At 67.3% G+C, this 16,698-nt stretch carries 14 protein-coding genes; 9 read left to right on the forward strand and 5 right to left on the reverse strand.

Features of this window, described 5'->3' with window-relative positions; all coding sequences use genetic code 11:
* Positions 1–42: 42 nt before the first annotated feature.
* The 4 genes from polA (at position 43) to coaE (ending at position 6,777) form a co-directional block, all read left to right on the forward strand.
* On the forward strand, positions 43–2,775 hold the full coding sequence (gene polA / locus ABQF13_RS19635; protein ID WP_448394450.1) for a DNA polymerase I: 2,733 nt from the start codon (positions 43–45) through the stop codon (positions 2,773–2,775).
* A 16-nt stretch (positions 2,776–2,791) separates the two neighbouring features.
* Positions 2,792–4,009, forward strand: a complete 1,218-nt coding sequence (locus ABQF13_RS19640) for a threonine/serine exporter family protein (RefSeq protein WP_448394451.1) — start codon at positions 2,792–2,794, stop codon at positions 4,007–4,009.
* A gap of 149 nt (positions 4,010–4,158) precedes the next feature.
* Positions 4,159–5,604, forward strand: a complete 1,446-nt coding sequence (gene rpsA / locus ABQF13_RS19645; RefSeq protein WP_448394452.1) for a 30S ribosomal protein S1 — start codon at positions 4,159–4,161, stop codon at positions 5,602–5,604.
* 12 nt (positions 5,605–5,616) lie between these two features.
* Positions 5,617–6,777: a dephospho-CoA kinase gene (gene coaE / locus ABQF13_RS19650; RefSeq protein ID WP_448394453.1), complete on the forward strand. Its 1,161-nt coding sequence runs from the start codon at positions 5,617–5,619 to the stop codon at positions 6,775–6,777.
* Positions 6,778–6,781: 4 nt separating this feature from the next.
* Here coaE and ABQF13_RS19655 read toward each other — a convergent pair whose 3' ends face one another.
* On the reverse strand, positions 6,782–7,351 hold the full coding sequence (locus ABQF13_RS19655; RefSeq protein ID WP_448394454.1) for a hypothetical protein: 570 nt from the start codon (positions 7,349–7,351) through the stop codon (positions 6,782–6,784).
* 82 nt (positions 7,352–7,433) lie between these two features.
* Positions 7,434–7,940 carry a ribonuclease FAU-1 family protein gene (locus tag ABQF13_RS19660; protein WP_448394503.1) on the reverse strand — a complete coding sequence of 169 codons (507 nt, stop codon included), beginning with the start codon at positions 7,938–7,940 and terminating at the stop codon, positions 7,434–7,436.
* Between the two features lie 61 nt (positions 7,941–8,001).
* Here ABQF13_RS19660 and uvrB point away from each other — a divergent pair, with 61 nt between their 5' ends.
* From uvrB to ABQF13_RS19680, 4 genes are all read left to right on the forward strand, one after another.
* The gene (uvrB, locus tag ABQF13_RS19665; RefSeq protein WP_448394455.1) at positions 8,002–10,164 is read left to right on the forward strand and encodes an excinuclease ABC subunit UvrB; all 2,163 of its coding nucleotides are present in this window, start codon (positions 8,002–8,004) and stop codon (positions 10,162–10,164) included.
* A 59-nt stretch (positions 10,165–10,223) separates the two neighbouring features.
* The gene (locus ABQF13_RS19670; protein ID WP_448394456.1) at positions 10,224–11,012 is read left to right on the forward strand and encodes a sigma 54 modulation/S30EA ribosomal C-terminal domain-containing protein; all 789 of its coding nucleotides are present in this window, start codon (positions 10,224–10,226) and stop codon (positions 11,010–11,012) included.
* Positions 11,013–11,062: 50 nt separating this feature from the next.
* Positions 11,063–12,478 (forward strand): MFS transporter, encoded by a 1,416-nt coding sequence (locus ABQF13_RS19675; protein ID WP_448394457.1) that lies wholly within the window; start codon positions 11,063–11,065, stop codon positions 12,476–12,478.
* A 161-nt stretch (positions 12,479–12,639) separates the two neighbouring features.
* Positions 12,640–12,909 carry a hypothetical protein gene (locus tag ABQF13_RS19680; RefSeq protein WP_448394458.1) on the forward strand — a complete coding sequence of 90 codons (270 nt, stop codon included), beginning with the start codon at positions 12,640–12,642 and terminating at the stop codon, positions 12,907–12,909.
* Here ABQF13_RS19680 and ABQF13_RS19685 read toward each other — a convergent pair.
* On the reverse strand, positions 12,906–13,565 hold the full coding sequence (locus tag ABQF13_RS19685; protein ID WP_448394459.1) for a UdgX family uracil-DNA binding protein: 660 nt from the start codon (positions 13,563–13,565) through the stop codon (positions 12,906–12,908). The genes ABQF13_RS19680 and ABQF13_RS19685 overlap by 4 nt on opposite strands.
* Before the next feature lie 350 nt (positions 13,566–13,915).
* Between ABQF13_RS19685 and ABQF13_RS19690 the strand changes: the two genes are divergently transcribed.
* Positions 13,916–14,359, forward strand: a complete 444-nt coding sequence (locus ABQF13_RS19690; RefSeq protein WP_448394460.1) for a universal stress protein — start codon at positions 13,916–13,918, stop codon at positions 14,357–14,359.
* On the opposite strand, the gene lnt is transcribed toward ABQF13_RS19690, so the two are convergent.
* Positions 14,304–15,746, reverse strand: coding sequence for an apolipoprotein N-acyltransferase (gene lnt / locus ABQF13_RS19695; RefSeq protein ID WP_448394504.1), 1,443 nt, complete (start codon positions 15,744–15,746; stop codon positions 14,304–14,306). The genes ABQF13_RS19690 and lnt overlap by 56 nt on opposite strands.
* A gap of 26 nt (positions 15,747–15,772) precedes the next feature.
* Complete coding sequence (locus tag ABQF13_RS19700) at positions 15,773–16,657, reverse strand: fructose bisphosphate aldolase (RefSeq protein WP_448394461.1); 885 nt, start codon at positions 16,655–16,657, stop codon at positions 15,773–15,775.
* Between the last annotated feature and the right edge of the window lie 41 nt (positions 16,658–16,698).

Here is a 16,698-nt window from a genome sequence, read left to right on the forward strand (position 1 = left end):
GGCTGCCTACTACTTGTCACAGGCGGTGCATAGAGTAAGGCCGTGAGCCCAGCCAGCACCGCCACCGACAAGAAGAAGGGTTCGGTTCCTGCAGCCGAGCAGCAGCCGACATTGATGCTGTTGGACGGCAATTCACTGGCGTACCGAGCGTTTTACGCCCTGCCCGCGGAGAACTTCAAGACCAGAAACGGGCTGACCACCAACGCCGTCTACGGCTTCACCGCGATGCTGATCAATCTGCTACGCGACGAACAGCCCAGCCACATCGCGGCGGCGTTCGACGTGTCCCGGCAGACGTTCCGGGTCGACAAGTACCCGGAGTACAAGGCCGGCCGCTCGACCACGCCCGACGAGTTCCGCGGCCAGATCGACATCACCAAGGAGGTACTGGGCGCGCTCGGCATCACCGTGCTGGCCGAACCCGGTTTCGAGGCCGACGACATCATCGCCACGCTGGCCACCCAGGCCGAGGAGGGCGGTTACCGCGTGCTGGTCGTCAGCGGCGACCGTGACTCGCTGCAACTGGTCAGCGACGACGTCACCGTGCTGTACCCGCGCAAGGGTGTCAGCGAGCTGACCCGGTTCACCCCGCAGGCCGTGGTCGAGAAGTACGGGCTGACACCGCAGCAGTACCCCGACTTCGCGGCGCTGCGCGGCGACCCCAGCGACAACCTGCCGGGCATCCCCGGCGTCGGCGAGAAGACGGCGACCAAGTGGATCGCCGAATACGGATCCCTTCAGGGGCTGGTCGACAATGTCGATTCGGTGAAGGGCAAGGTGGGCGACGCGCTGCGGGCCAACCTGTCCAGCGTGGTGCTCAACCGCGAGCTGACCGACCTGGTCAAAGATGTGCCGCTGGCGCAGACCCCCGACACGCTGCGGATGCTGCCGTGGGACCGCGACCAGATCCACCGGCTGTTCGACGACCTCGAGTTCCGTGTCCTGCGCGACCGGCTGTTCGAGACGCTGGCATCGGCCGACCCCGAGGTCGACCAGGGCTTCGACGTCCGCGGCGGGCCGCTCGAAGCCGGAGAACTGGCCGGCTGGCTGGCCGAACACAGCCTGGGAAACCGGTTCGGTCTGGCCGTGGTGGGCACACACCAGGCGTTCGACAGCGACGCCACCGCACTGGCCATCGTTGCCGCCGACGGCGACGGCCGATACCTCGACACCGCGACGCTGACCCCCGAGGACGAGGCCGCGCTGGCGTCCTGGCTCGCCGACCCCGGACCACCGAAGGCGCTGCACGAAGCCAAGCTCGCGATGCACGACCTGGAAGGCCGCGGCTGGAAATTGGCTGGCGTCACGTCCGACACCGCGCTGGCCGCCTACATCGTCCGGCCCGGGCAGCGCAGCTTCGCCCTCGACGACCTGTCACTGCGGTATCTCAAGCGCGAACTGCGCGCGGAAACACCTGAACAGCAACAACTTTCGTTGCTCGACGATAGTGGCGGCGTCGACGACCAGGCTGTCCAGACACTGCTTCTGCGGGCCAGCGCGGTGATGGACCTCGCCGACGCGCTCGACGAGGAGCTCGCGCGGATTGACTCGTTGGCGCTGCTGAGCAACATGGAGCTGCCGGTGCAGCGGGTGCTTGCCGAGATGGAGGCCGCCGGCATCGCCGTCGACCTCGACCAGCTCGGCGAACTGCAGAGCGATTTCGCCGACCAGATCCGCGACGCCGCAGAGGCGGCGTACGCGGTGATCGGTAAGCAGATCAACCTGGGTTCGCCCAAACAGCTGCAGGTGGTGTTGTTCGACGAGCTGGAGATGCCCAAGACCAAGCGCACCAAGACCGGTTACACCACCGACGCGGACGCGTTGCAGTCGCTGTTCGACAAGACCGGGCACCCGTTCCTGCAGCATTTGCTGACCCACCGCGACGCCACCCGGCTCAAGGTCACCGTCGACGGGCTGCTGAACTCGGTGGCCTCCGACGGGCGCATTCACACCACGTTCAACCAGACCATCGCCGCCACGGGGCGGTTGTCCTCGACCGAGCCGAACCTGCAGAACATCCCGATCCGCACCGAGGCGGGCCGGCGGATCCGCGACGCGTTCGTGGTCGGTAAGGGTTATGCGGAGCTGATGACCGCCGACTACAGCCAGATCGAGATGCGCATCATGGCGCACCTCTCCAAAGACGACGGGCTGATCGAAGCGTTCCGTACCGGAGAGGACCTGCACTCGTTCGTGGCGTCGCGGGCATTTTCGGTGCCCATCGACGAGGTCACCGCCGAACTGCGGCGCCGCGTCAAGGCCATGTCGTACGGCCTGGCCTACGGGCTCTCCGCCTACGGGCTGGCCGCCCAGTTGAAGATCTCCACCGAAGAAGCCAAGGTGCAGATGGAGCAGTACTTCGACCGGTTCGGCGGGGTGCGCGACTACCTGCGCGACGTGGTGGACCAGGCGCGCAAGGACGGTTACACGTCGACCGTGTTCGGCAGGCGGCGCTATCTGCCCGAACTGGACAGCAGCAACCGGCAGGTCCGCGAAGCCGCCGAACGCGCCGCGCTCAACGCGCCGATCCAGGGCAGCGCCGCCGACATCATCAAGGTGGCGATGATCGACGTCGACAAGGCGATCAAGGACGCCGGGTTGACCTCGCGGATGCTGCTGCAGGTGCACGACGAGTTGCTGTTCGAAGTGGCGCCGGGGGAGCGCGACATCCTGGAGAAGCTGGTGCGCGAACAGATGGGCAACGCCTACCCGCTCGACGTACCGCTGGAGGTCTCGGTCGGTTACGGGCGCAGCTGGGACTCCGCGGCCCACTAGGCGGCAAGTAGCGCCCATGGACAATCTTCGCCACGACCAGCAGATCCGGTTCCTGGCGCGGCTGGGTTCGGCCATGGGCGCCGCGAACTACCCGGTTACCTTGATCCGGCAGATGCTGGCCCGGTCCTCGGCCGCCTACGGGGTGCCCAACGACTTCCTGGCGCTGCCCTACACCGTGCAGGTCGTCGGACCGGCCACCGAAGCCGGTACGGCGATGAAGTCCGCGCACCTGGAGGATGACCTGCGGTTCGATCAGACCTTTCCGTTGGCGCGGCTGGTGACAGCCACCATGAACGGCAAGGTGGATCCGGCCGAGGGCGATACCAAGCTCGACGAGATCCTCGCGACGCCGACGCGGTTCCCCCAGTGGGTGACCGTGCTCGGATACGGCGTGTGGAGCGCGGGCCTGGGCCTGGTGCTGGAACCCACACCGCTGAACCTGCTGGGCGCCACCGTGCTGGGGCTGATGGTCGGCCTGATCGCCGTCGCGGGCCGACGGGTGCAGGCCTTGGCCCAGCTGGTGCCGGTGACCAGCGCCTTCCTCGTGGCGACGGTCTGCATCGCCGTCGCCGAATACCTGGGCCTGGACCACATCGGGCTGCGCGCGCTGATCCCGCCACTGGCGATGTTCCTGCCCGGGGCCGCCATCACGCTGGCGGTCATCGAGCTCACCTCGCGCGACACAGTCTCGGGTTCCAGCCGTCTGATCGGGGGCTTCATGCAGCTGGCGCAGCTGGTGTTCGGGATCCTCATCGCCGCCCAACTGTTCGGCCAGGACACCGCCAACCTCAGCGCGAGCCCGCTGAACACCATCGGTCCGTGGGCGCCGTGGCTGGGGGTGGCGGTCTACGCCGTCGGCGTGATGCTGTTCTTGGCCCCACCCGCCTCGTTCCTGCCGTGGCTGCTGGGCGTGTCCTACGCCGCCTACACGGCTCAATACGTCGGTGACCTGCTACTCGGCAGCTACGCCAGCGGTTTCTGTGGCGGTGTGGTGCTGACGATCGCCGCGCTGGCGCTCGCGCGTCGTCCCGCTGCACCGCCGGCCATCACGATGATCCTGCCCGGATTCTGGCTGCTGGTGCCGGGCTCGATGGGGTTGATCGGGATCGCCGAGCTGTTCGGCGCCGACGGCGATTCCGCGCTCGGCGTCACGTTCATCTCCATGTTCTCGGTGGCCATCGGCCTGCAAACCGGCTTTGTGCTGTGGCAGCTGGTCCGACGCCGCCGCGTCTGACCGGGTTTGTCCAGCGTGGAGTCAGTCGAGTACCCTCGACAGGTACTCGTCTGGGCGTTCTTGAGGCTTACCGAGCGTCCGTGGCGGGTAACACCAAATAATTCAAGTCCCAGTCCCTACGACCAAACCTGTCCGGAGCAACCCAACATATGCCAAGTCCCTCCGTCACCTCGCCGCAAGTAGCCGTCAACGACATCGGCTCGAGCGAGGACTTTCTCGCCGCCATCGACAAAACCATCAAATACTTCAACGATGGCGACATCGTCGAAGGGACCATCGTCAAGGTTGACCGTGACGAAGTCCTGCTCGACATCGGCTACAAGACCGAAGGCGTCATCCCTTCCCGAGAACTTTCCATCAAGCACGACGTCGACCCCAACGAGGTCGTTTCCGTGGGCGATGAGGTCGAAGCCCTGGTCCTCACCAAGGAGGACAAGGAAGGCCGGCTGATCCTGTCCAAGAAGCGCGCTCAGTACGAGCGGGCCTGGGGCACCATCGAAGAGCTCAAGGAAAAGGACGAGGCCGTCAAGGGCACCGTCATCGAGGTGGTCAAGGGCGGCCTGATCCTCGACATCGGCTTGCGCGGCTTCCTGCCCGCGTCGCTGGTCGAGATGCGCCGCGTCCGCGATCTGCAGCCGTACATCGGCAAGGAGATCGAAGCCAAGATCATCGAGTTGGACAAGAACCGCAACAACGTTGTGCTGAGCCGCCGCGCCTGGCTGGAGCAGACCCAGTCCGAGGTGCGCAGCGAATTCCTCAACCAGCTGCAGAAGGGCGCCATCCGCAAGGGTGTGGTTTCCTCGATCGTCAACTTCGGCGCGTTCGTCGACCTCGGTGGAGTCGACGGCCTGGTGCACGTCTCCGAGCTGTCCTGGAAGCACATCGACCATCCGTCCGAGGTGGTTCAGGTGGGCGACGAGGTCACCGTCGAGGTGCTCGACGTCGATATGGATCGCGAGCGGGTTTCGTTGTCGCTCAAGGCAACTCAGGAAGATCCGTGGCGCCACTTCGCCCGCACCCACGCGATCGGCCAGATCGTACCGGGCAAGGTCACCAAGCTGGTGCCGTTCGGCGCGTTCGTCCGCGTCGAGGAGGGCATCGAGGGCCTGGTGCACATCTCCGAGCTGTCCGAGCGCCACGTCGAGGTCCCCGACCAGGTGGTCCAGGTCGGCGATGACGCGATGGTCAAGGTCATCGATATCGACCTGGAGCGCCGTCGAATCTCGCTGTCGCTCAAGCAGGCCAACGAGGACTACATCGAAGAGTTCGACCCGTCCAAGTACGGCATGGCCGACAGCTACGACGAGCAGGGCAACTACATCTTCCCCGAGGGCTTCGACGCCGAGACCAACGAGTGGATCGAGGGTTTCGAGAAGCAGCGTGAGGAGTGGGAGGCCCGCTACGCCGAGGCCGAGCGCCGGCACAAGATGCACACCGCGCAGATGGAGAAGTTCGCCGCCGCCGAGGCCGAGGAGGCGGCCAAGCCGTCGACGTCCAACGGCACCTCGCGTGGTGACGACGCTCCGGCTGGTGGCTCGCTGGCCAGCGATGAACAGCTTGCTGCGCTGCGGGAGAAGCTCGCCGGTTCCGCGTAACAAGGCGCTGCGATGCTGCGCATCGGTCTGACCGGAGGTATCGGTGCCGGTAAATCGACGGTGTCCGCCGCGTTCAGCGAGTGCGGCGGCGTCATCGTCGACGGTGACGTCATCGCCCGCGAGGTCGTCGAACCCGGTACCGAGGGGCTCAAGCAGCTCGTCGAGGCGTTCGGTGACGACATCCTGCTGCCCGACGGTGCGCTGAACCGGCCGGCGTTGGCTGCCAAGGCGTTTCGGGACGACGACACCCGCGCGCTGCTGAACGGCATCGTGCATCCGCTGGTCGGTAAGCGGCGCGAGGAGATCATCGCGGCCGTGTCGGAGGACACCGTGGTGGTCGAGGACATCCCGCTGCTGGTGGAAACCGGGATGGCGCCGACGTTTCCGCTCGTCGTCGTGGTCACCGCACCCATCGAAACTCGAGTAACCCGGCTGATCAAGCGGGGAATGGACGAGGCGGATGCCCGTGCCCGCATCGCCGCGCAGGCCACCGAAGAGCAGCGCCGGGCGATCGCCGATGTGCTGCTTGACAACTCGGGTTCACAGGGCGAACTCGTCGAGAAGGCCCGCGACCTTTGGTACAACCGAGTGTTGCCGCTCGCGCACAACATCCGGACGCGCGAATGCGGCAAGGCGATCCATGAGCTCACGCCGTACCGGCCCTCGTGGGCCGAGGACGCGGCGCGAATCATCACGCGCATCGAAATGGCGTGCGGTGCAACGGCCATACGTGTCGACCACATCGGCTCCACCGCGGTGCCGGAAATGGACGCCAAGGACGTCATCGACATCCAGGTGACGGTCGCCTCGCTCGATGACGCCGACGTGCTCGTCAAACCGCTGACCCAGGTGGGTTTTCCGCGCCGGGAGGACATCACCGCCGACACGGCGCACACCGAGGATCCGGGGGTGTGGCGCAAACGATTCCACTGCGCCGCCGACCCCGGGCGGCCGGCGAACGTCCACGTCCGCGTCGACGGCTGGCCGAACCAGCAGTTCGCGCTGCTGTTCACCGATTGGCTTCGCGCCAATCCCGGTGTGCGCGAGGACTATCTGCACGCCAAGCGGCATGCGGTGACCACCGCGGATTACGTCCAGGCGAAGGAACCCTGGTTTCTCGACGGGTATCGGCGCGCCTGCGAGTGGGCCACCACCACCGGATGGCGCCCGTAGCCCGTCAGGTCAGCGGCGGTTCGACCGGCGGCGGCGCGTTCGGGTCCGCGGGCGGCGGTGGTGCGTCGGGGTCGGCCGGAACCGCATTCGGTACACCGCCGACAGGCACCTCGCAGACGAGCGCGCCGTAGTCGGGATCGTCGCGCTGAGGCAGCACGGTCGGTCCGATGAAGTCGTCGGCCTGGGCGACAACCTTGTCGTCGATCAGGATCTCGCAATGCAGGTTGGCCGAGTACGGCCACTCGATCGCGACGCGCATGTTGGCGGTGCTCGACGCGGGCAGCACGGTGTTCACCTCGAAGACCCGGCCCGGCACCATGGTGGGGTCGGCGGACTGGATTTGGTTGCCTTGGGCGGTGTAGGTGATCGTCGCTCCGCGGGACACCCCGTCGATGCGGGCCCGGTAGATGATGTTGTGCAACACCTCGGCGTCGCCCTGCGCGGCGTTCTCCCCGGCGTGCGTATCGACCGTCGGGTCGGCCAGCGCGGGCGCCGATACCGCACCCGGCACCCCCAACGTCACTGCCACCGCGGCCGCCCCGGCCGCGATCCAACTGCGTTTGATGGGGCTCACGTGGCCAGAGGTTACCGCCCGCCCCGGAACGGGGCCATTCCCTTTCGTCTTCGCCATCACGATCAAGATCGTCCCAAACCGGTCACCCGTTACGCCAAGTGAGGGTCATCCCGTGCCCGGCGAGCCAGCGGCCGAGGTGGTAATCGTGCCTGGCCAGCCCGTCGATTGCGGAGACGGCGGTCTGCACGGCCTGCTCGCCGGTCTCCGGGGTCAGCAAACCGTGCCGGACCGCGGTCAGCAGCTCGTCAACGTCGCAGAGCTCGACGCCGACGCCGGTGCGCAGTACGAGGTCGAGGTAGTGGTCCTCGGCGTGCCAGGCCGTCGGGCCCGCGGTGATGTGCCCGACATCGAGGTAAAAGTCCTGTTCACGGCGGTGGCCCGGGTTGAAATGGAACACCGTGGCCCGCAGCCCCAGCGACGGCAGCAGCCACGACTCCAGGTAGTGGAACTGGACGCGGCCGGGCGTGGGCCTGGCCATGTAGAGGCCCCAGGGCTCGACGGTGTAGACGTCGACCGCCCGCACGATGCCTTTCGGATCGGTGTTGGTGCGGGCGACGAGGTCGAACGTCTCGTGTTTGGGAGCGTGGATGCGGTCAGCCTACTGTCGGCGGAACAGAATCTGTCGGTGGCTGGTTCTACCCTGGTGAATTATGGCTTTCGCGACCGAGCGCCCCGTGCTGGCGCATTCCGAATATCGACCGGCGGTCGATGCCGTAGACGGCCTCGTGCGCGCGGGCGGCCGTTTCGAGGTGGTCAGCCCGTACTCGCCCGCGGGTGACCAACCGGCCGCCATCGATGAGCTCGAGCGCCGGATCAAGGCCGGTGAGCGCGACGTGGTGCTGCTGGGCGCCACCGGAACCGGGAAGTCGGCGACGACGGCGTGGCTCATCGAGCGGGTGCAGCGGCCCACCCTGGTGATGGAGCCGAACAAGACGCTGGCCGCCCAGATGGCCAATGAACTGCGGGAAATGTTGCCGCACAACGCGGTTGAGTACTTCGTCTCCTATTACGACTACTACCAGCCCGAGGCGTACATCGCGCAGACCGACACCTACATCGAGAAGGACAGCTCGATCAACGACGACGTGGAGCGGCTGCGGCACTCGGCCACGTCAGCCCTGTTGTCGCGGCGCGACGTGGTCGTGGTGGCATCGGTGTCGTGCATCTACGGCCTGGGCACACCGCAGTCCTACCTGGATCGCAGCGTCGAGATCAACGTGGGCGACGAGGTGCCCCGCGACGCGTTGTTGCGGCTGCTGGTCGACGTGCAGTACACCCGCAACGACACGGCGTTCACCCGCGGCTCGTTCCGGGTACGCGGCGACACCGTCGAGATCATTCCGAGCTACGAGGAGCTCGCCGTCCGCATCGAGTTCTTCGGCGACCAGATCGAGGAGCTGTACTACCTGCACCCGCTGACCGGCGACGTCGTCCGCAAGGTGGACTCGTTGCGGATCTTCCCGGCCACCCACTACGTGGCCGGTCCGGAGCGGATGGCACACGCGATCTCCACCATCGAGCAGGAGTTGGAGGAGCGGCTGGCCGAACTGGAAGGGCAGGGCAAGCTGCTGGAGGCGCAGCGGCTGCGGATGCGCACCAACTACGACATCGAGATGATGCGCCAGGTCGGGTTCTGCTCCGGGATCGAGAACTACTCGCGCCACATCGACGCCCGGCCTGCCGGGTCGGCGCCGGCGACGCTGCTGGACTACTTCCCCGAGGATTTCATGCTCGTCATCGACGAGTCACACGTCACGGTGCCGCAGATCGGCGGGATGTACGAGGGCGACATCTCCCGCAAACGCAACCTGGTTGACTTTGGGTTCCGGCTGCCCTCGGCCGTCGACAACCGGCCGCTGACCTGGGAGGAGTTCGCCGACCGGATCGGGCAGACGGTGTACCTGTCGGCCACGCCCGGCCCCTACGAGCTGAGCCAGTCCGGCGGCGAGGTCGTCGAGCAGGTGATCCGGCCGACCGGGCTCATCGACCCCAAGGTCGTGGTCAAGCCGACCAAGGGCCAGATCGACGACCTGATCGGGGAGATCCGGCAGCGCACCGAGCGCGATGAGCGGGTGCTGGTCACCACGCTGACCAAGAAGATGGCCGAGGACCTCACCGACTATCTGCTGGAGATGGGCATCCGGGTGCGCTACCTGCATTCCGAGGTCGACACGTTGCGCCGCGTCGAGCTGCTGCGGCAGTTGCGGCTGGGGGAGTACGACGTGCTGGTCGGCATCAACCTGCTGCGAGAAGGTCTGGACCTGCCCGAGGTGTCGCTGGTGGCGATCCTCGACGCCGACAAGGAAGGGTTCCTGCGGTCCACGCGCAGCCTGATCCAGACCATCGGACGTGCCGCCCGCAACGTGTCCGGCGAAGTCCACATGTACGCCGACAACATCACCGACTCGATGCGGGAGGCCATCGACGAGACCGAGCGGCGCCGCGCCAAACAGGTCGCCTACAACGAGGCCAACGGCATCGATCCCAAGCCGCTGCGCAAGAAGATCGCCGACATCCTCGACCAGGTGTACCGCGAAGCTGACGATGTCGAGATCGGCGGCTCGGGCCGCAACGCGTCGCGCGGCCGTCGCGCACAGGGCGAGCCCGGCCGGGCCGTAAGCGCGGGCATCATCGAGGGCCGCGACACCACGAACATGCCGCGGGCCGAGCTCGCGGATCTGATCCGGGACCTCACCGAGCAGATGATGGCCGCCGCGCGGGATCTGCAGTTCGAGCTCGCGGCGCGCATCCGCGACGAGATCGCCGATCTGAAGAAGGAATTGCGCGGCATGGACGCCGCCGGGCTGAAATAGACCCACGCCGTGACCTTCGACCCTCGCGCCCGGCAGCGCGGTCACGTACAAACGCAGACATGAGCGATGGATCCGAAACTGCGTCTGTGATCAACGTCGACGTGACGACGCGCGGTGAATTGCCGGGCGCCGCCGACTACGCCAAGGACAAGATCTCCGGCCTGGGCCGGTTCGCGCACCGGCCCGTGCGGCACGCGCACGTCAAGCTGACCAGGCACGGGGATCCAGCGCAGGAGCGACCGGTGATCGCGCAAGCCAACCTCGACGTGGACGGCAGGCTGGTTCGGGCCCAGGCCCAGGGCGACACCGCGCGCGAAGCGATCGACCGCCTCGACGATCGGTTGCGAAGCCGGCTGCGGCGGGCCGCCGAACACTGGGAAGCACGCCGCGCGAACCGGCCCGCACCGGCTGCGCAGGAGGCCCACGCCGACCGGCCCACACATCTCCCGGTGCCGCCGGAGGAACGCGAGATCGTGCGGCGCAAGTCGTACACGATCGCGGCCTGCAGCGCCGACGAGGCGGTCATGGAGATGGAGCTGCTCGACTACGACTTTCACCTGTTCACCGAGAAGGCCACCGAGATGGCCAGCGTCATCTACCGGGACGGCCCCACCGGCTACCGGCTGGCACAGGTCGCGCCGGTGCCCAAGGAGCAGCTGGCCCCGTTCGAGCTGCCGGTGACCATCAGCGCCACGGGGCCGCCGTGTATCACCGTCGAGCAGGCCACCGAGCGGCTCGGCCTGCTGGGGCTGCCGTTCCTGTTTTTCATCGACGCCGCCCAGGGCCGCGCCGGCGTGCTCTACCGCCGCTACGACGGCCACTACGGGCTGATCACCCCCGCCGGCTGACGGCTTCACCAGGTTGACCTCAACTCCGGTTGAGCTCGTAGGTTGACCACGTGACCGATGACGCCGCGGTGACCGCGGGTGGCTGGCGGGAGCTATTGGGCCCAGCGAACCTCGGCGCGTCCACGGTGCTCGCCGGCGGTGTCGCGCTGTATGCGACCAACGAGTTCCTCACCATCAGCTTGATGCCCAGCGCCGTCGCCGAGATCGGCGGGCACCGGCTGTACGCCTGGGTGACCACGGTGTACCTGGTGGCGTCGGTGGTCGCGGCGACCACCGTGTACTCGACCTTGATGCGGTTCGGCGCGCGGCGGTCCTACCTCATCGCGCTCGCGGTGTTCGGCGTCAGCAGTGTGGCGTGTGCCGTCGCACCCACCATGCAGATCCTGCTGGTGGGTCGCACGGTCCAGGGTTTGGCCGGTGGTCTGCTGGCCGGTCTCGGCTACGCCGTCATCAACACCGCCCTGCCCAGCACGTTGTGGACCAAGGCCTCCGCGCTGGTATCGGCGATGTGGGGGGTCGGCACGTTGCTGGGCCCCGCTGCAGGCGGGTTGTTCGCCCAGTTCGGTTCGTGGCGTTGGGCTTTCGGCGTACTGGCCATCCTCACGGCCGCGATTGCGGTGGTGGTTCCGATCGCCCTGCCCGCCCGCGACGACGCCACCGCGGGGGTTGCGTCGACGCCCGTTCCGGTGTGGTCGCTGGCGCTGCTGGGCACTGCTGCGCTGGTGGTGAGCGTCGCCGCGATACCCCACGACGCGCGGGCCACCGCCGGGCTGCTGGTGCTCAGCGGCCTCCTGGTCGCGGCCTTCCTGTACGTCGACCGGCGGCGGTCCGCAGCGGTGTTACCGCCGAGCGCCTTCCGCGCCGGGCCGCTGAAATGGATCTACCTCACGCTGGGTGTGCTGATGGCCGCGACGATGGCCGACATGTACGTACCCCTGTTCGGCCAGCGGTTGGCGCATCTGACCCCCGTCGCTGCCGGTTTTCTCGCGGCGGGTCTGGCCATCGGCTGGACGGCCAGCGAGATCGGCAGCGCCTCGCTGCGCGCCAATTCCACGATCAGGCGCACGGTGGCGGTCGCGCCGCTGGTGATGGCGACCGGACTGGCCCTGACCGCCATGACATGGTCCGAGGACGCATCGGCTGGCCGCGTTGCGGTATGGGCGGTCGCGCTGTTCATCACCGGGGCGGGGGTCGGTATGGCGTGGCCGCACCTGTCGGCGTGGGCGATGAGCCGGGTCGACGATCCGGCGGAGGGGCCGGCGGCGGCTGCGGCGATCAACACCGTCCAGTTGATCAGCGGCGCGTTCGGCGCGGGGCTGGCCGGTGTGGTGGTCAACCTGACCGAGACGGGTGACGCCACCCCGGCCCGCTGGTTGTTCGCGGCGTTTACCGGGTTGGCGGCGATCGGCGTTGTCGCATCGGTGCGAAGCGGACGACCGTATCCCGCGCGCACGCTCGCGAAATAACATTCAGGTCGCTGAACATCCAATTCGACAGCGCGGAATGCTATTTCGCCACCAGACGGCGGGCAAACACTCGGAATAGGGCATCGCGTCGACGCGGTTGGCAACGTTAGAATGACGACGGGTCGGATTGCTGAATTTGACGCTCTAGTAAGGAATTTAACGTGAACGCGAAGATGTTCGGCGCCGGAGCGGCGATGGTCGGCGCGCTGGGATTTGCGGCTCTCGGTGTGGGTGCCGGTGTGGCCACTGCCGACGCGGCGGTTCCCGGTTCGCTGGGTGTGACGTACAAACTCGACCGGCCGCACTGGGACGACGACTGGCACGACTGGCGCCACGAACGCGGCCCGCGCGGCTGGCACGGACCGCCGCACAGCCCGTGCGCATGGGTTCCGCCGGCGGCGTCGCCGTGGGTGCCACCGGCGGTGTGCTAACCGCCCCGAGGCAGAAGTCCGGCGGCGAAACGCAGATCGGACACCAGCGCGTCGAACGCCTTGTCCCGTTCGGACGGGGGACCACGCAACACCGATGACGGGTGGACGGTGACCGCCACCCGCGGATTGAAGTCGAGCTCGACAGCCTCCTCGCCCGGCAGGCTCAACTCCTCGCCGCGGTGGGCGGTGAGGCGAAAACTACTGCCCAACAGGGCCTTCGAAGCCGTCGCGCCCATCAGCACCACCACGTCGGGTCGCAACACCATCAGCTCCTGCATCAACCACGGCCTGCACGCCACCACCTCGGTGCGGCTGGGTGTCTTGTGGATGCGACGCTTACCGCGTTCGGGCAGCGTGAACTTGAAGTGCTTTACCGCGTTGGTGACATAGACGCCATCCCGGTCGATTTCTGCGGCCACCAGCGCCTTGTCCAGCAGCCGTCCGGCCGGGCCGACGAACGGTTCGCCCGCCTTGTCCTCCTGGTCGCCGGGCTGTTCACCGACCAAAACCATCTCCGCAGTGGCCGAACCGCCCCCGAACACGGCCTGGGTGGCGTCCAGGTAGAGATCGCACCCCTTGCAACTCTGGACGGCTTCGGCCAACGCGTCCAGATCGACGGTGTCGGGAATGAAAGCCGTGGCGGTTCGCGCTGCCATGCTCACCGGATACCCGTCTGCGGGCACCGAAACCGCACGCGGGCGGCGAGCGTTATCGCCGTTGGGAATTGAATACCAAGCGGCGGCCAGAAATTGGAAATTAGCACCGACGACGATTGTGGCGACGGAAGAAATCGATGTTTCCCGATTAAACATGACACCGCTTCTCCGCCAGTCGTTTTGCCTGGGTGTTGGGCAGGTCACGCTGGACGACTCGCGGTGATCTTGCCGGTAAAAGGGCGCTAAAAGGGCAGGAGAATGGTATTCATGTGTAGTGATTCGCACCCGTGTTCGGGTCCGAAAGGGCTACTGTCTCGGGTGGCGTTAAAACTGAACTTGGGAGGATATGGATGAGCGCCTATCAGACCGTCGTGGTTGGCACGGACGGATCCGATTCATCGCTGCGCGCGGTGGAGAAGGCCGGCCATATCGCCGGGGAGAACGCCAAATTGATCGTTACGACGGCGTATTTCCCCCAAGAGGAAGACCAACGCGCCGCTGACGTGCTCAAGGACGAGGGCTACAAGATGTCGGGTAACGCCCCCATCTACGCCATCCTCCGCGAAGCGCGGGAACGTGCACACCAGGCCGGGGCGAAGAACGTCGAGGAGAAGGCGGTCATCGGCGCGCCGGTCGACGCGCTCGTGGAACTGGCCGAAGAGGTCAAGGCCGACCTGTTGGTGGTCGGTAACGTCGGGCTGTCCACCATCGCCGGGCGGTTGCTCGGTTCGGTGCCCGCTAACGTCGCCCGGCGCGCCAAGACCGATGTGCTGATCGTGCACACCACGCCGTAAACGTCAGCAACGCCACCACGATCAGCCAGTCGCCGAAGCGCTGGTAGCCGGTGGTCCGCGCGCCCAGCGGAACATCGACGACGGCGACGCCGCGCTGAGCGGCAGGAAGCCAGCCGAGTACCCGCCCGCCGGCGTCGAACGCCGAACTCACCCCCGATGTGCCGGCATGGACGGCCGGACGGCCGACTTCGACCGCGTGCACGGCGACCATGCTCGCCAGTTGCGACTGTGCCCAACTGCTCTGGTAGGTCGATGTCGCGCTCTGATAGGCCAGCAGGTCGGCGCCTCGATCCACCAGCCGTCGCGGTAGGTCGGAGAACAACGTCTCGAAGCTGATCAACGGTCCGACCGCGAGCCCGTCGGTGCGCAGCACGACCGGTCCGTCGCCGCGACGACGGTCTTCCGCCGCGGCCGAGGTGTGTCGGGTGGCCCAGCCGAGCAGCGACCGAAACGGGACGTATTCGCCGAACGGCACCAGCCGCGTCTTCGCATACCTGCCGCGCACACCGTCGGGCCCAACCAGCACCGAGGATTTGTAGATCCCGCCCGAGGGGGCGCGCGCGTCGACGTTGACCAGCAGGTCGGCACCGACCCGACGGGACAGTTCGGCCAGCCGTGCGCTGACGTCGGGGTGGCTGTCCAGGTCGACGGCGACGCTGCTCTCACCCCAGACCACCAGGTCGAGGTGCTGCCCCGCGAGATCGGCGGTCAGCGTCTCGGCGGCGGCCTGGCGGGCGGTCGCCGAGACGATGTCGCCGGGCTGCACGAGCGCGACGCGTACGGACCGGGCGGCAGTGGGTGCGTCGGTGGGCGCCGGACCGAGCCAGAACCACAGCGGGCCGGCGGCCACGACGGCGATCGGTAGCGCGAGCATCCGGACCGAGCGCAGCAGCACCGCCGCGACGATCGCGGTGTTGGCCGCGACGATCAGGAAGCCGACCAACCACACGCCGCCCACGGACGCCGCCGCCAACGTCGACGGCTGATTCCACTGCGACGCGCCGAGCAACGCCCACGGGCCGCCGAGCCGGTCCCATGAGCGAACGGCCTCGGCGAGCACCCAGGCGCAGGGCAGCACGACGACGGCGGTCAGCGCCGCGCGGGTCGTGGTGTCACCGCCGAGCAGCCGGTGTGCCGCCCAGCCCCACGGCAGCCACAGCGCGCCGAGCCCGGCGGCGAGCAGCGCGAGCAACGGTCCCGCGCTCGGCGCCAGCCAGTACTGGGTGGCCAGCACGAAACCGGCCATCGCGGCCCAGGCGCGCAGGGCGCCCTGACCGGACGTCGGCGCTGCGCGCACCACCAACAGCAGCGGGACCACACCGACCCACGCCAACCACCACCATGACGGTGCCGGAAAGGCGAGGGCCAGCAGCGCGCCGGCGGGCAGCGCCGCTGCGAGGCCCCGAACCGAACTCAGGTGCTGGAGGCTTTGGCGATGCTGGCGATCGCCTGATCGAGGGTGGCGTTGAACTCCTCGTCGCTCTGTTGGGCGGACAGGCCTTCGGTAAGTGCCCGCGAGAAGCTCGCGATGATGCCGGTGTTGCGGGCCAGCTTCTCGTTGGCGACCTCGCGGCTGTAGCCGCCGGACAGCGCCACCACGCGCAGCGCCTTCGGATGGTCGACGAGCTGCTTGTAGAGGTTGTCGGTGTCGGGCAGGGTCAGCTTGAGCATGACCTTCTGGTCGTCACCGAGCTGGTTGAGGCCGTCGAGCAGGGCGGCGTTGAGCTGATCCTCGGCCTCGGCCTTCTTCGGGCTGTTGATGTCGATCTCGGGTTCCAGGATCGGGACGAGACCCTTTGCCAGGACCTGCTGGCCGACCTCGAACTGCTGCGCCACGACCGCGTCCACACCCGCGCCGGGCATCTTGATGACCGAGCGTTCCTTGGTGCCGAAGATGCCCTTCTGGACAGCGCGGTCCAGCAGGTCGTCGAGGCCGGGCATCGGCTTCATCACCTGCGCGCCGTCGTTCTCCTCGGCCAGACCCTTGTCGATCTTGAGGAACGGGACGACGTTCTTGACGTTCCACAGGTAGTCCGCGGTGGGGCGGCCCTCGACGTCGCGGTCCATCGTCTTCTCGAAGAGGATCGCGCCCATGACGCGGTCGCCGTTGAAGGCCGGGCTGGTGATGATGCGGCTGCGCATCTGGTGCACCAGGTCGAACATCTCGTCGTCGCCGGAGTAGGCATCTTCGGCAATGCCGTACAGCTTCAGCGCCTTGGGCGTGCTGCCGCCGCTCTGGTCCAGTGCAGCGATGAATCCGGCGCCGCTGCGCGCCTTTTCCAACTGGTCGCTATTCATCCGCATCTCCTCGCAACTCCCGAAGTCGCCGTCGCGAATTC

Source organism: Mycolicibacterium sp. XJ879 (genome assembly GCF_053483935.1).